The organism is Curtobacterium sp. MCPF17_011, from assembly GCF_003234145.1.
GTDB lineage: Bacteria > Actinomycetota > Actinomycetes > Actinomycetales > Microbacteriaceae > Curtobacterium.
In genome coordinates, this window is record NZ_QKSK01000009.1 from 1 (window position 1) to 14,406 (window position 14,406).

At 71.6% G+C, this 14,406-nt stretch carries 14 protein-coding genes; 1 reads left to right on the forward strand and 13 read right to left on the reverse strand.

Features of this window, described 5'->3' with window-relative positions; translation table 11 throughout:
* Positions 1-10: 10 nt before the first annotated feature.
* Positions 11-1,090 carry an aminotransferase class V-fold PLP-dependent enzyme gene (locus DEJ25_RS12070; protein ID WP_110903155.1) on the reverse strand — a complete coding sequence of 360 codons (1,080 nt, stop codon included), beginning with the start codon at positions 1,088-1,090 and terminating at the stop codon, positions 11-13.
* A gap of 71 nt (positions 1,091-1,161) precedes the next feature.
* On the opposite strand from DEJ25_RS12070, the gene DEJ25_RS12075 reads away from it, so the two are divergent.
* A complete protein-coding gene (locus DEJ25_RS12075) occupies positions 1,162-2,112 on the forward strand; it encodes a LysR family transcriptional regulator (RefSeq protein WP_111044843.1) in 951 nt (316 codons plus the stop codon).
* A 20-nt stretch (positions 2,113-2,132) separates the two neighbouring features.
* Here DEJ25_RS12075 and DEJ25_RS12080 read toward each other — a convergent pair whose 3' ends face one another.
* The 12 genes from DEJ25_RS12080 to DEJ25_RS12135 all read right to left on the reverse strand — a co-directional run bounded on the left by DEJ25_RS12080 (position 2,133) and on the right by DEJ25_RS12135 (position 14,391).
* Positions 2,133-2,930, reverse strand: a complete 798-nt coding sequence (locus tag DEJ25_RS12080; RefSeq protein ID WP_111044844.1) for an isoprenyl transferase — start codon at positions 2,928-2,930, stop codon at positions 2,133-2,135.
* Positions 2,927-3,772 carry a DNA repair protein RecO gene (gene recO / locus DEJ25_RS12085; protein ID WP_110903152.1) on the reverse strand — a complete coding sequence of 282 codons (846 nt, stop codon included), beginning with the start codon at positions 3,770-3,772 and terminating at the stop codon, positions 2,927-2,929. The genes DEJ25_RS12080 and recO overlap by 4 nt, the downstream gene beginning before the upstream one ends.
* A gap of 245 nt (positions 3,773-4,017) precedes the next feature.
* Positions 4,018-5,787 (reverse strand): 2-isopropylmalate synthase, encoded by a 1,770-nt coding sequence (gene leuA, locus DEJ25_RS12090; protein WP_111044845.1) that lies wholly within the window; start codon positions 5,785-5,787, stop codon positions 4,018-4,020.
* Between the two features lie 255 nt (positions 5,788-6,042).
* Entirely contained in the window at positions 6,043-7,449 is a 1,407-nt protein-coding gene (locus tag DEJ25_RS12095; protein WP_111044846.1) for an ABC transporter permease, read from the reverse strand.
* Positions 7,446-8,195: an ABC transporter ATP-binding protein gene (locus tag DEJ25_RS12100; RefSeq protein ID WP_111044847.1), complete on the reverse strand. Its 750-nt coding sequence runs from the start codon at positions 8,193-8,195 to the stop codon at positions 7,446-7,448. Before DEJ25_RS12100 ends, DEJ25_RS12095 begins: the two co-directional genes overlap by 4 nt.
* 108 nt (positions 8,196-8,303) lie before the next feature.
* Positions 8,304-9,002: a response regulator transcription factor gene (locus DEJ25_RS12105; RefSeq protein ID WP_258366490.1), complete on the reverse strand. Its 699-nt coding sequence runs from the start codon at positions 9,000-9,002 to the stop codon at positions 8,304-8,306.
* A gap of 13 nt (positions 9,003-9,015) precedes the next feature.
* The gene (locus tag DEJ25_RS12110; RefSeq protein WP_146236689.1) at positions 9,016-10,227 is read right to left on the reverse strand and encodes a sensor histidine kinase; all 1,212 of its coding nucleotides are present in this window, start codon (positions 10,225-10,227) and stop codon (positions 9,016-9,018) included.
* A gap of 56 nt (positions 10,228-10,283) precedes the next feature.
* Positions 10,284-11,222 carry a GTPase Era gene (gene era, locus DEJ25_RS12115; protein WP_110903147.1) on the reverse strand — a complete coding sequence of 313 codons (939 nt, stop codon included), beginning with the start codon at positions 11,220-11,222 and terminating at the stop codon, positions 10,284-10,286.
* Positions 11,219-12,541, reverse strand: coding sequence for a hemolysin family protein (locus tag DEJ25_RS12120; RefSeq protein ID WP_110903146.1), 1,323 nt, complete (start codon positions 12,539-12,541; stop codon positions 11,219-11,221). The genes era and DEJ25_RS12120 overlap by 4 nt, the downstream gene beginning before the upstream one ends.
* A 5-nt stretch (positions 12,542-12,546) precedes the next feature.
* Positions 12,547-13,008: an rRNA maturation RNase YbeY gene (gene ybeY, locus DEJ25_RS12125; protein ID WP_110903145.1), complete on the reverse strand. Its 462-nt coding sequence runs from the start codon at positions 13,006-13,008 to the stop codon at positions 12,547-12,549.
* Positions 13,005-14,048, reverse strand: coding sequence for a PhoH family protein (locus tag DEJ25_RS12130; RefSeq protein ID WP_375334558.1), 1,044 nt, complete (start codon positions 14,046-14,048; stop codon positions 13,005-13,007). The genes ybeY and DEJ25_RS12130 overlap by 4 nt, the downstream gene beginning before the upstream one ends.
* Positions 14,038-14,391 (reverse strand): histidine triad nucleotide-binding protein, encoded by a 354-nt coding sequence (locus DEJ25_RS12135; protein ID WP_111044848.1) that lies wholly within the window; start codon positions 14,389-14,391, stop codon positions 14,038-14,040. Before DEJ25_RS12135 ends, DEJ25_RS12130 begins: the two co-directional genes overlap by 11 nt.
* Positions 14,392-14,406: the final 15 nt, after the last annotated feature.

Here is a 14,406-nt window from a genome sequence, read left to right on the forward strand (position 1 = left end):
CCCGGACGCCTCACCTGCTCGACGCGCCCGGCTCCACCCCCGCCAGCGCCGCCGCCGCGGTGCGCACGTCGTCCTCGTCGTTCCACAGGTGGAACGCGATCCGCAGCCGTCCGGCCCGCCCCGAGGCGGTGAGTCCTGCGGCGGTGAGCGCACGCAGCCCGGTGCCGTCGGCGTCCGGGAAGGTGATGATCGCCTGCCCGCCCGAATGCTGCCCCTGCCGAGGCGCCCCCAGGGCGTCGCAGAGCCGGTCTGCGAGACCGGTGGCGTGCCTCCAGGTCGACTGCGCGTCGAGCGAGGTGGCGTGCCGGAGGGCGGCGACCGCGCCGGGCCACGCCTGCCAGGCCGGCGAGACGTCGAAGCGGCGGGCGTCGTCGGCCAGCCGCATGGCGGGCCCGTAGCAGGAGGACCAGACGTCCTGCCCCGCGTACCACCCGGCCTGCACGGGCCGCAGTCGGCCGAGCGCGGTGTCGGAGAGCGTCATGAAGGCGACCCCGCGGGGTGCGCAGAGCCACTTGTAGGCGTGGGTGATGGTGACGTCGAAGGGAGCGGCGGACACGGGGAGGACGCCGGCGGCCTGCGTGAGGTCGCACAGCGTGAGTGCTCCGACGCGTCGGGCCGCGGCGACGACCGGGTCGGGGTCGGTGACGACGCCGGTGGCGGACTGCACGGCTGACCAGGCGACGAGCGCGGTGTCCGGGCCGATCGACGCGGCGAGTTCGACGAGGGGGACGCTCCGGACCCGGACGCCGCGGTGTGCCTGCGCCAGGAAGGGGAAGACGACGGAGCTGAAGTCGCCGTCGGGGACGACCACCTCGGCGCCGTCGGGCAGGGCGTCGGCGACGACGGCGGCCATCACCGAGGTCTGCGATCCGGTCGCGACCCGCGCTGCCGGGACGTCGACCAGGTCCGCGAAGAGCGCGCGCCCCTCCTCGACGAGGGCGCCGTAGTGGGCCGGCGAGGTCTCGGCACGGGACCAGGCGTCGAGGTCTGCGCGTTGCGCGGCGAGGGTGCCGCTCGACGGGAGGCCGGCGGTGCACGCAGCGAGGTACCCGCGGCCGGCGGGGAACGAGTCCGTGGGGAACGAGTCCATGTCCGACAGGGTCCCTCCACCGGAGCCATCACGCCAGAGCAGCTTCGTTGTGCCACCGGTAACATCGCGTGATGGACGACATCGACCCGCAGCTGCTCCGAGTCCTCCGAGCCGTCGCCGACAGCGGGTCGATCACCCGCGCTGCCGTCGCGCTCGGGTCGAGCCAACCGGCCGTCAGTCAGCTGCTCACCCGGGCGGAACAGCGTCTCGGGCACGCGCTCGTCCTACGCGGTGCACGCGGCGCGACCCTCACACACGCCGGGCAGGTGCTCGCCGACCATGCCCTGCACGTGCAGGCCGCACTGACCGCCGCCCGCGAGGACCTCGACGCCGTCGGCGGGCTCACCCGTGGGCGCGTGCGGTTGGCCGGCTTCCCGAGTGCCTCGTCCGCCCTGGTGCCCGCGGTGCTCGCCCGGATGGCGGTGACGGCTCCGGGCGTGACGACCTCGTACGTCGAGGTCGAACCGCCCGAGGCGCTCGATCTGCTGCGCGGCGGCGAGGTCGACGTCGCACTCACCTTCACCTACGCCGGCGACGAGGTCGGGGCCGTCCCGGACCCGGGGCTCGTCACCCGTCCGCTCGGGCGTGACCCGCTCGCCCTGGTGACGCCGGTCGCTGCGGACGGTGCCGGCCTGCCGGGAGGCCCGGATGCCGTCCGCCCCGTCGGCTCCACCGCCGTGGACCTCGCGTCCCACCGCGGCGCCCGCTGGATCGGCGGGTGCCCGCGGTGCCGCGGCCACCTGCTCGCCTCGTGCGCGACCGCGGGGTTCACGCCGGAGATCGTCCTCGAGACGGACAACGCGGCCGCGGTCGTGGGACTCGTCGCCGCCGGGCTCGGGGTGGCGCTGCTCCCCCGGCTGGCGCTCGCGACGACGGTCATCCCCGCGGGGGTGTCGGTCGACCCCGTGGACGACGACCTGGCTCGGCGCGTCGAGGTGGTCGTGGCCCGCGGGGCGGAGCGCGTGCCGAGCGTCCGGGCGGCGCTGGAAGCGGTGCGGTCGGCGGCACACCTCCTCGCCTGACGCGCGGCCGACTCCCGTGCCTACGCGGTCGGTGTGTCGACCGCGCCGCCGTAGCGGCGGTCGCGGCTGGCGTACTCCTCGATCGCACCCCAGAGGTCGGTGCGCCGGAAGTCGGGCCAGAGCCGGTCGAGGAACACCATCTCGGCGTACGCCGACTGCCAGAGCAGGAAGTTGCTCGTCCGCTGCTCACCCGAGCTGCGGAGGAACAGGTCGACGTCCGGCAACTCGGGCACGTACAACCGCTTCGCCAGGGTCTTCTCGGTGACCTGGCTCGGCTTCAGGCGCCCGGCCGCCACGTCGTCCGCGATCCCGCGCACCGCGTCAGCGATCTCGTTCCGGCCGCCGTAGTTGACGCACATCGTGAGGGTCAGGACGTCGTTCGAGGCCGTCATCTCCTCGGCGGTCTGCAGCTCGTCGATGACGCTGCGCCAGAGCTTCGGGGTGCGACCGGCCCAGCGGACCCGCACGCCCCACTCGTCGAGCTGGTCCCGACGACGGCGGATGACGTCGCGGTTGAAGCCCATCAGGAACCGGACCTCTTCGGGCGAACGCTTCCAGTTCTCGGTCGAGAACGCGTACGCGGAGACGTGCGTGACGCCGATCTGGATCGCGCCGGCGACGACGTCGAGCAGTGAGGCCTCACCGGCCTTGTGTCCCTCGATGCGGGTGAGGCCGCGCTGGTTCGCCCACCGGCCGTTGCCGTCCATCACGATCGCCACGTGGCCCGGGACGAAGCGCTTCGGGATCGCCGGGGGCTGCTCGCCCGTCCAGTCGACGGGCAGGAACGGACCCGGCTCGGTGGCGGGGCGAGGGCTCATGCGCGGGTTCCTCCGGGGACGGGGTCGTGGTCGTCGGGCGTCGGCACGTCGGGCGCCGGCACCGCTGCGACCGCCGCCGGCACACCACCGGGGTGCGGGGCGAGCGGCGACGGGTGCTCGGTGCGGTCGACGTGCGGCAACGAACGGAGCGATCGTTCCAGGTGCCACTGCGCGTACGCCGCGACCACGCCGGAGGCCCGTGATCTCGTCCGCTCGTCGGTCACGTCGACACTGCCCCAGTCCCCCGCCAGCAGCTGCCCGAGGACGGCGAGCGTCGCCGGGTCCAGGCGCGGCGTGCCGGGAGGCGCGGCCGAGTCCGCCACGACCCCGCCGAGCTGCACGACGAACGCCGAGTGCGGTCCGGGCTCCCCGGTGACGGCGCAGTCACTGAAGGACGGCGCCCACCCAGCGATGCTCATCGCGCGGAGCAGGTACGAGTCGAGGGTGGCACTCGGCTGGTGCTCACCGCGCGACAGTGACCGCAGTGCACCGACGAGCAGCAGGTACTGCTGCAGGCCGGCGTCCGCCTCGCTCAGTCGGTCGGCGGTCTCGACCATCGCGCTCGCGGCGGTGTACGCGCCGTAGTCGGCCACGATGCGGGCGCCGTACGCGCCGAGGGACTCCGCCTGCGTGACGATGTCGAGCGAGCGGCCCTCGTAGAACTGGGCGTCGACGACCATGAACGGTTCGAGGCGCGAGCCGAACTTCGACGCGGTGCGCCGGACGCCCTTCGCGACGGCGCGGATCTTGCCGTGCTCCCGGCTGAGCATCGTGACGATGCGGTCGGCCTCACCGAGCTTGTGGGTGCGCAACACGACGCACTCGTCCCGGTACAGCGGCATGCCCCCAGTATCCCCCGCCCCGCCGACACCTCCACCCGCTCGCCCGCTCGCCCGCTCGCCGAGGTCGCCGAGGTCGCACGACCCGCCGCGTGGTGATCGCCGAGGTCGCGGGAACTGCCGCCGCGGCGGCGTCCGGACGGCAGGACGTGCGACCTCGACGCTGGCGGCGACCACGAAACGGACGGGAGGCGCGGTGCGGGTCCGCACCGCGCCTCCCGTCCCGGGTCGGGTCAGGTCGGGTCAGGTCAGGCGGAGACGAGCTCCGGGGCGCCCGAGGCGGCACCCGCGCGCACGGCGCGGTTCACCGCGGAGACGATCGCCTTGAGCGAGGCCGTCGCGATGTCGGCGTCGATCCCGACGCCCCACAGCCGGACGCCGTCGACGTCGAGCTCGACGTAGGACGCCGCCTGCGCGTCACCCGAGGCGCTCATCGTGTGCTCCGAGTAGTCGTACAGCGTGACCGCGACGCCCTGCTCCTTCATCACCGTGAGGAACGCGTCGATCGGACCGGTGCCGACGGCCTCGGACGTGATCGAGCCCTCGTCGACGCGCATCGCGACCGACAGCTTGGTCGTGCCGTCGAAGTCGCTCGACGTGGCGGTCTTCGTGATCTCGTACCGACCCCACTTGTCGTCGTCGACGTGGGCGGGCAGGTACTCGTCGTGGAACAGGTCCCAGATCCGGTCAGAGGTGAACTCGCCGCCCTCCGCGTCGGTGCGCTGCTGCACGACCCCGCTGAACTCGATCTGCAGCTTGCGGGGCAGGTCGAGCGCGTGGTCGGTCTTCAGCAGGTACGCGACGCCGCCCTTGCCGGACTGCGAGTTGACGCGGATGACGGCCTCGTACGAGCGGCCGATGTCCTTCGGGTCGACCGGCAGGTACGGCACCGCCCAGACGACGTCGTCGACGCCGACACCCTCGGCGGCTGCACGGGCCTCGAGGGCCTCGAGCCCCTTCTTGATGGCGTCCTGGTGCGAGCCGCTGAACGCCGTGTAGACGAGGTCACCCGCCCACGGCTGGCGCTCCGGCACCGGCAGCTGGTTGCAGTACTCGACCGTGCGCTTGACCTGGTCGATGTCCGAGAAGTCGATCTCCGGGTCGATGCCCTGCGTGAACAGGTTCATGCCCAGGGCGACGAGGTCGACGTTGCCGGTCCGCTCACCGTTGCCGAACAGGCAGCCCTCGATGCGGTCGGCACCGGCCATGTACCCCAGCTCGGCAGCGGCGACGGCGGTCCCGCGGTCGTTGTGCGGGTGCAGCGACAGGATGACGTCCTCGCGGTGGGCGAGGTTCCGCGACATCCACTCGATCGAGTCGGCGTAGACGTTCGGGGTCGCCATCTCGACGGTCGCGGGCAGGTTGATGATGACCTTGCGCTCGGGCGTCGGCGCGAAGACCTCGAGCACGGCGTTGCATATCTGCACCGCGACCTCGAGCTCGGTGCCCGTGTAGGACTCCGGCGAGTACTCGTAGTAGACCGTCGTGTCGTGCTGCAGCCGGGCCTCCGCCGCCTTGCACATGTGCGCTCCGGCCACGGCGATGTCGACGACACCCTGCACGTCGGTGCGGAAGACGACCTCGCGCTGCACGATGCTCGTCGAGTTGTAGAGGTGCACGATGGCCTGCTTCGCCCCGTCGATCGCCTCGTACGTGCGGTCGATGAGGTGCTCGCGGGCCTGGGTCAGGACCTGGATCGTGACGTCGTCGGGGATCGCGTCCTCGTCGATCAGGCTGCGGACGAAGTCGAAGTCGGTCTGCGAGGCGCTGGGGAACCCGACCTCGATCTCCTTGTAGCCCATGCGCACGAGCAGGTCGAACATCGCCCGCTTGCGATCGGCGTCCATCGGGTCGATGAGGGCCTGGTTGCCGTCACGCAGGTCGACGGCACACCAGCGCGGCGCACGGTCGATCTGCTTGGTCGGCCAGGTGCGGTCGGGCAGGTCGACGGTGATCTGTTCGGAGAAGGGGACGTACTTGTGGGTCGGCATCCCGGAGGGGCGCTGCGCGTTCTGCATCGGTTCGCTTTCGTCGGTGTGGTTGCGGTGCGGCCACGACGGACTCCGCGACGAGGTGGGCCGGTTGTCAGGCCTCGTCGCGGCGACGAAGGAGGAGGAGTGCCGAGTACATCGGGTTCACGGTAGCACCGTGGGCCTCGGGTGGCGCACAGTGTGACGGGAGCACGGACGGACGGGAGGCGCGGTGCCGGCTGGCACCGTCCCTCCCGTCCTTCCCGTCTCTCTCGTCCGACCGTCGTCACCGACGCGACCGCGTCAGTCCACCGCGAGCGCTTCCGTCGGCGGGACGCGCATCGCGCGGCGCACGGGTGCGACCGTCGCGACGACCGCGAGGACCAGGGCTCCGACGACCACGATCGCGATCGTCAGCGGCGGCAGGACCGGCGTGACCACGGAGCCCAGGATCCCGAGCAGCGTCTGCCCGCCCAGCCAGCCGTAGAACGTGCCGAGCACGAGTCCGGTGACCACGGCGGCGACGACCATCTGGACGGCCTCGGTGACGATCATCCGGCGGACCTGCGCCCCGGTCAGACCGAGGACGCGCAGCAGTCCGAGTTCCCGGCGGCGCTGCAGGACGCCGAGGGCGAGCGCGTTGACGACCCCGACGGCAGCGATCACGGCGGAGAAGCCGACCACGACGCTGACCACGGCGTTGAGCTGTGCGAAGAAGGTGCGCTGCTGCTCGAGCATGGCGGGCGTGATGCCGCTCTGGCCCGAGAGGGTGGACTCGGTGACGTGCTGCATGATCCCGAGTGCGACCGCGAAGGTGACGAGCAGGGTGACGCCGATGACGAGGCCGATCGTGGCGCGCGCGGACCGTGCCGGAGCGCGCATCGCGTTCCGCCCCGCGAGCAGGACGACCGGGTCGGCGGACCCGACGCGCCCGATGGCCTGCAGGACCGGCGGCATCACGATCGTGGCTCCGACCGAGACCCCGGCGAAGGACACGAACCCGCCGAGCGCTGCCGGGAAGACGGCGACCGGTGTGGTGCCGCTGAGCGCCAGCCCGAGCAGCGCGAGCAGCGCTCCCCCGGACATCAGGATGATCGCCCAGACCTTGCGCGCGGTGCCGGACCCGACGTCCTCGTGGCTGACCTCGACGCTCGAGGAGAGTGCCTGGAGCGGGGTCACCGTGAGCACGCGTCGCGAACCCGCTGCGAACGCACCCCAGGTGGCGAGGACGACAGCGACGACCGGCAGCACGAGCTCCCAGGGCAGCAGGGTGTATGAGCGATCGGGCAGGAACCCGTTCCCGCGGAGCACGGCGACGAACACCGCCGAGAACCCGGTGCCGACGACCGCGCCGATGACCCCGCCGAGCAGGCCGACGACGAGCCCGGTCCGGGTGATCCGTGCCCGGAGCGAGGCACCGGTCGCGCCGACGAGCCGCTGCAGGGCGATCACCCGGGTCTGGCCGGCGATGAGCGTCGCACAGGTGTTGGCGGTGACGATCGCACCGACGTACAGGGCGATGCCGAGGAACAGCCAACCGATCACCGAGAGGACCGACTTGACCGATCGGAGGTCGTCGAGCCCCGTGGCGGCCATCGCCTCGGCGACGATGCCCGGGGCGATGACGAGCGCGGACCCGAAGGTCGTGCCGAGCGCTGCGACGAGGATCGTCGGTGCGAACTGCCGGACGCCGTTCACGGTGCCGTTCACGCTGCCGCCTCCATGCCGAGCATCCTGGCGGAGATCTCGGCAGCACCCATGCGCGGCCGGTCGTCGACGACCCGGCCGTCGGCGAGGAACAGGATCCGGTCGGCGTTGGCGGCGGCGACGGGGTCGTGCGTCACCATCACGACGCTCTGGCCCCACTCCTCGACGGCGCCACGGAGGATGGCGAGCACGTCGCGTCCGGTCCGCGAGTCGAGCGCTCCGGTCGGTTCGTCGGCGACGACGACGGCGGGGCGCGAGGCGAGCGCCCGAGCGATCGCGACCCGCTGCTGCTGTCCGCCGGACAGCTCGTGCGGGCGGTGCGTGAGCCGGTTGCCGAGCCCGAGCATCTCGACCAGACGGTCGATCCACGCCGACTCCTCGCGGTCCGGCTTTTGCCCGCCGAGCAGGAACGGCAGCCGGATGTTCTCGCTGACGTCGAGTGTCGGGACGAGGTTGAACGACTGGAACACGAAGCCGAGCCGACGGCGACGGAGTTCGGTGAGCTCGCGGTCGCCGAGGCCGGTGATGTCGGTCCCGTCGATCGTGATGCGACCGGCGGACACCTGGTCGAGACCGGCGGCGACGTGCATGAGCGTCGACTTGCCGGAACCGGAGGGGCCCATCACGGCGGTGAACTCACCGGCGCCGATGTCGACGCTGACGTCATCGAGGGCGGTCACCCGGCGAGCGGCGTCGCCGTAGTGCTTGGACACGTGGTCGAGTCGGATGATCGGATCGTGGCTGGTCATGACTCCACGATCGCGTCCGGGAGGCACGTGCCGCGTCCGTCGACCGGCGCGCGTCCGTCATCCCATCGGTGCGGATCCGCGGCCGGTCTCCCTCTGGCGGATGATGTTTCAGTCGCCCCTGGTGACGAGGCCGTGCTCGTGCGCGAACACGACGAGCCGCACCCGGTCGCGCAGCTCGAGCTTCGTGAGGACCCGCGAGATGTGGGTCTTCACGGTCGCCTCGCTGACGTACTCGTGGGCCGCGATCTCGGCGTTGCTGAGCCCGCGCGCTGCGAGGTCGAAGATCTCGCGCTCTCGCGGGGTCAGGCCGGCGAAGGCCGGGGGCACCGTCGACCTGAGGTCGGCCGGGTCCTCGTAGCGCCGGAGCAGCTCGCGGGTCGCGGAGGCGGCGAACACCGTCGTGCCGGCATGCACGGTCCGGATCGCCGCGAGCAGGAACTCCGGGTCGGCGTCCTTGAGGACGAAGCCGCTCGCCCCGGCGCGGATGGCCTTCGCGGCCGCCTCGTCGAAGTCGAACGTGGTGAGGACGAGCACCTTCGCGTCGGAGCCGCTCGAGACGATGTCGGCGGTGGCGCTGATGCCGTCCTTGACGGGCATGCGGATGTCCATGAGCACGACGTCCGGGCGGTTCCGGCGGACGAGCTCGATCCCCTCGGCGCCGTCGCCGGCTTCTCCCACGAACTGCAGGTCCGGCTGGGAGCCGATCAGCATCCGGATGCCGGTGCGGAACAGCGCCTGGTCGTCGACCAGGGCGACGCGGATGCGCGCCGCCTCGGGAGTGCTCGTGTTCGTGCTCATGTCGGTCATCCCCTGCTCGTCGTCATCGGGTCGGGATCGTGTTCCGGGGCATCTGCCCGGTCGACGGCTGGGCGGGCATCCGGACCGCCACCGCGAAGTCCTCGCCCCGGGGTCCGGCCGTCATGCTCCCGCCGGACATCGTGGCACGCTCGCGCATCCCGACGAGTCCGTGACCGGTACCCGGGCCGGGTCGGCCGTCCTCCGAGCGCCGGTTCACCACGTCGATCTCGACGGTGTCCGGGCGGTAGGTCAAGCGGGCACGGACGGTCGAGCCGGGAGCCCCGTGCTTGTACGCGTTCGTCAGGCTCTCCTGCACGATCCGGTACACGGCGAGCTGGGTGGTGGTCGGCAGGGTGGACGGGTCGCCCTCACGCTCCACCTGCACCTCGAGCCCGACGTCGCGCATCTGCCCGACGAGCCGCTCGATGTCGTCGACGTCCGGGGTCGGAGCGGTGCCCTGCTCGTGCCGCAGTGCCCCGAGCAGCTCGCGGACGTCCCCGAGCGCGCGTCGGGCGGTCGAGCCGATCGTGTCGAGGGCCTCGTCGGCGACGCCCGGGTCGGCGCGGAGGGCGTACCTGGCACCGTCGGCCTGGGCGATCACGACCGCGAGCGAGTGCGCCACGATGTCGTGCATGTCGCGGGCGATCCGGACGCGCTCCTGCTCGATCGCGACGTTCCGGTCCGCTCGCGCGGCGTCCCGTTCGGCGAGGAGCTGCGCCTCCCGGCTCATCCGCGCCGAGCGGCGGGCCCGGACGGCCAGGCCGGCGAGCCAGGGCAGCAGCAGGACCGCGAGGACGACGACGAACAACATCGCGCCGTACTGCACGGCCTGGTTCAGGGTCTCCGGACCACCGACGCCCGGTACGCCGTAGATGCGGAAGCCCATGTAGGTGCCGGCGACGACCGAGCCCACGATCGCGGAGACCAGGCCGGCGACCCGGATGCGCCGGGTGCCGTAGACGCTCGTGGTGTAGAGCACTCCGGAGATGAACAGGTCGGCCATCCCGGCGGTCTGCATCGTCGCCATCTGGACGACGGCACCGATCCAGGCGATCCCGAGGGCGAGCCCCGGCGCGACCCGGCGGAGGGCGAGCGCCAGGGACAGGATCGCGGTCGTGACGAGGGCCGCGACGTCGTCCACCCCCTGCGCCGACAGGATCGCGACGAGCGCGCCGAGCAGGACCGCCGTGCCGATGTCGACGACGAGCTGGGTGCGGAGGACGGGACGGAACACCACCCCACGGTACGGCGCGCGCCTGCCCGGCGCGTCCGACCGTCGGATGACCCGGGTCAGAACCCCAGTCGGCCGAGCTGCTTCGGGTCGCGCTGCCACTCCTTGGCGACCTTCACGCGGATGTTCAGGTAGACGTGACGACCGAGCAGGCCCTCGATCTCGACCCGGGCGCGGGTGCCGACGTCCTTGAGCCGGCTGCCCTTGTGGCCGATGACGATCGACTTCTGGCTGTCGCGCTCGACGAACAGGTTGGCGAAGATGCGCAGCGGGCCGTTCGGGTCGTCGTCGGCGTCGGGTTCGACCATGTCCTCGATGACGACGGCCAACGAGTGCGGCAGCTCGTCGCGGACGCCCTCGAGCGCGGCCTCGCGGATGAGCTCGCCGACCCGCTCTTCGTCGGTCTCCTCGGTGACGGCGAGGTCGTCGTACAGCTGCGGTGACTCCGGCAGCAGCGACACGACCTCGTCGAGGAGGTCCTCGAGCTGCAGGCCCTCGGTACCCGAGGTCGGGATGATCGCGTCCCATTCGCGGAGCCGGGACACCGCGAGCAGCTGCTCGGCGATCTTCTCCTTGCCGGAGCGGTCGATCTTCGTGACGATCGCGACCTTCTTCGCCCGGGGGTACTGGTCGAGGGTGTCGTTGATGAAGCGGTCGCCCGGCCCGATCGGTTCGTTCGCGGGCACGCAGAACCCGATCACGTCGACGTCGCCGAGCGTGGACTGGACGAGGTCGTTGAGTCGCTCGCCGAGGAGGGTCCGCGGGCGGTGCACACCGGGGGTGTCGACGACGATGACCTGCCCGTGCGGACGGTGGACGATGCCGCGGATGGCCCGCCGGGTGGTCTGCGGCTTCGACGAGGTGATCGCGACCTTCTGGCCGACCAGGGCGTTGGTCAGCGTCGACTTGCCGACGTTCGGGCGACCGACGAAGGAGACGAAGCCCGCGCGGTAGGGGGTCGTCGCCTCGGGCGCGGTGTCGGGTCCGGAGTCGGTCATGTGGTTCGTGTTCCCGTCGTGGAGTGGTCGGAGTCGCCGAAGGCCTGCTCGGCGGACGCGAGGTCGGCGGTCCGTTCGGCGACCACGGTGATGAGGTGTCGGCGCTTGCCCTCGACGCGGTCCGCGGTGAGCAGGACCCCGGACACCGTGACGGCGTCCCCGGCGGAGGGCAGGTGCCCGAGCTCCTTCGTGAGCAGGCCACCGGCGGTGTCGACGTCGTCGTCGTCGAGTTCGATCCCGAACAGGTCACCGAGCTCGTCGATGGGCAATCGAGCCGAGATGCGCCAACGCCCCGGTTCGATCTCCGCGCGGTCGACCACGGCGCGGTCGTACTCGTCCGAGATGTCACCGACGAGTTCCTCGATGAGGTCCTCCATCGTGACGAGGCCCGCGACGCCGCCGTACTCGTCGACCACGAGCACCAGGTGGTTCTTCGCGAGCTGCATGTGCCGCAGGGTCTCGTCGGCGGGCTTCGACTCCGGCAGGAACTCGGCCGGCCGGAGCATCGTGCGCACCGGGCGGACGCCGACCTCGGGGCGCTCGTAGAGGCTCCGGGCCACGTCGCGCAGGTACGCCACCCCGAGCACGTCGTCGCTGTCCCGGCCGATGACCGGCATGCGGGACACGCCGGTGGCCAGGAACTGCTCCATGACCGCCGCGATCGTGTCGGCGGCGTCCGCGGTGACCATGTCGGTCCGGGGCACCATGACCTCGCGCACCAGGGTGTCGCTGAACGCGAAGACCGAGTGGATGAGTTCGCGGTCGTCCGCCTCGAGCACGTTGCTCTCGGTGGCTTCGTCGACCAGCGAGAGCAGCTGCTCCTCGCTCGAGACGCTGGACGCACTGCGGACGCGGCCCGGGGTGACCCGGTCGCCGATCGCGACGAGGAGGCCGGCGAGCGGCCCGAGCACGATGCGGACCCCGCGGACCAACCCCCCGGTGGCGGCGATGATGCCCTCGGCGTGGGCGCGTCCGACGCTGCGCGGGCTGGACCCGACGAGCACGAACGACACCGCGGTCATCACGGCCGCGGACACGATCAGGGCGACCCACCACGTGTCGAACACCGTCACGAGGGCGATCGTCACGAGCACCGCGGCGGCCGTCTCGGCGAGCACCCGGAAGAAGTTCAGGGCGTTGACGTGCGCACCCGGGTCGTCCGCCAGGGCCTCGATCGCACGGCGGCGCTTGCTGCCGCGGGCGATCTCCTCGAGGTCGGCGCGCGAGAGGACCGACAGCGCGGAGTCGGCGGCCGCGAGCAGTCCGCCGAGGACCACCAGCAGGAACGCCACCGCGAGCAGCCCGGCGACGAGCAGCACTGCGGTCACCGCCCCCGACGCGCGGCGGCGAAGGCGGTCAGGATCTCGCCCTGCAGACCGAACATCTCGGCCTTCTCCTCGGGCTCCGCGTGGTCGAAGCCGAGCAGGTGCAGGATTCCGTGGCAGGTCAGCAGCAGGATCTCGTCGAGCGTCGAGTGGCCGGCGGTCTTCGCCTGTTCCTCGGCGACCTGCGGGCAGACCACGATGTCTCCGAGGAGCCCGGCGGGCGTCGGCTCGTCCTCGGTTCCCGGACGCAGTTCGTCCATCGGGAAGCTCAGGACGTCGGTCGGGCCGGGCTCGTCCATCCACCGGATGTGCAGCTGCTCCATCGCGCCCTCGTCGACGAACACGATCGCGAGTTCGGCGTCCGCGTGCACGTGCATGGCGTCGAGTGCGAAGGCGGCGAGGCGCTGCACGACGTCCTCGTCCACCGCCACACCGGACTCGTTGTTGAGCTCGATGCTCACCGGGTGCCTCCTCGGCGGTCGTCCTGCTGGTGGGGGCGCTTCGCGGCCTGCTCGACGAGTCGTTCCTCGTCGTAGACGGTGTAGGCGTCGACGATCCGGCCGACCAGGGTGTGGCGCACCACGTCCTCGCTGCCGAGGCGGGCGAAGTGGATGTCGTCGACGTCCTGCAGGATCCGGGTCACCAGGCGCAGGCCGGAGACGTTGCCCGGCAGGTCGACCTGGGTGATGTCCCCCGTGATCACCATCTTCGAGCCGAAGCCCAGACGCGTCAGGAACATCTTCATCTGCTCGGGCGTGGTGTTCTGCGCCTCGTCGAGGACGACGAACGAGTCGTTGAGCGTCCGACCGCGCATGTAGGCGAGCGGAGCGACCTCGACCGTGCCGGCGGCCAGGAGCTTCGGGACCAGCTCGGGGTCCATCATCTCGTTGAGCGCGTCGTACAGCGGGCGGAGGTACGGGTCGATCTTGTCGGTGAGCGTGCCCGGGAGGAACCCGAGCCGCTCGCCGGCCTCGACCGCGGGACGGGTGAGGATGATGCGCGAGACCTCGCGTCGCTGCAGGGCCTGGACGGCCTTCGCCATCGCCAGGTAGGTCTTGCCGGTACCGGCCGGGCCGATGCCGAACGTGATCGTGTTCTCGTCGATGGCGTCGACGTACGCACGCTGCCCGTCGGTCTTCGGGCGCACCGACTTGCCGCGGCTCGAGACGATCGGGGTGCCGAACACGTTCGACGGGCTGCGCTCTTCGTCGATGATGCGCGCAGAGGTCGGGATGTCCGACTGCCCGATGTCCTGCCCGCGCCGGACCATCCCGACGAGTTCGTCGACCAGGGCCCGGGCACGCGTGACGTCGCGCTCCGGTCCGGACAGCGTGACCTGGTTGCCGCGCACCAGGACGCGGACGGACGGGTACTGGCGCTCGACGGTCTTCAGCAGGCGGTCCTGCGGGCCGAGCAACTGCACCATGGCGATGCCGTCGACGGTGAGTTCGGAGGTCGAGACGGAGTCCGGCTCGGTGGTGGCTGGTTCGTCAGCTGGCAAGGGTGCCTTCCTGCAGGTCTCCTGCGAGTACGTGCGCGTGCACGTGGAACACGGTCTGGCCGGCGGCTTCGCCGGTGTTGAACACGAGTCGGAACTGTCCGCCGGCGCGTTCGTCGGCGATGCGCTGCGCCGTCGTGACGACGTGCGCGAGCAGGTCGGGGTCGGCGGCCGCGAGCTCGCCCACGTTCGCGTACGCCTGGGTCTTCGGGACGACGAGCACGTGCACGGGTGCCTTGGGCGCGTTGTCCTCGAAGGCGATGACGCGGTCGTCCTCGGCGACGATGGTCGCCGGGATATCGCGCGTGACGATCTTCGTGAAGACGCTGGGCTCGGTGCTGGTCATGGGCACCATCGTAGA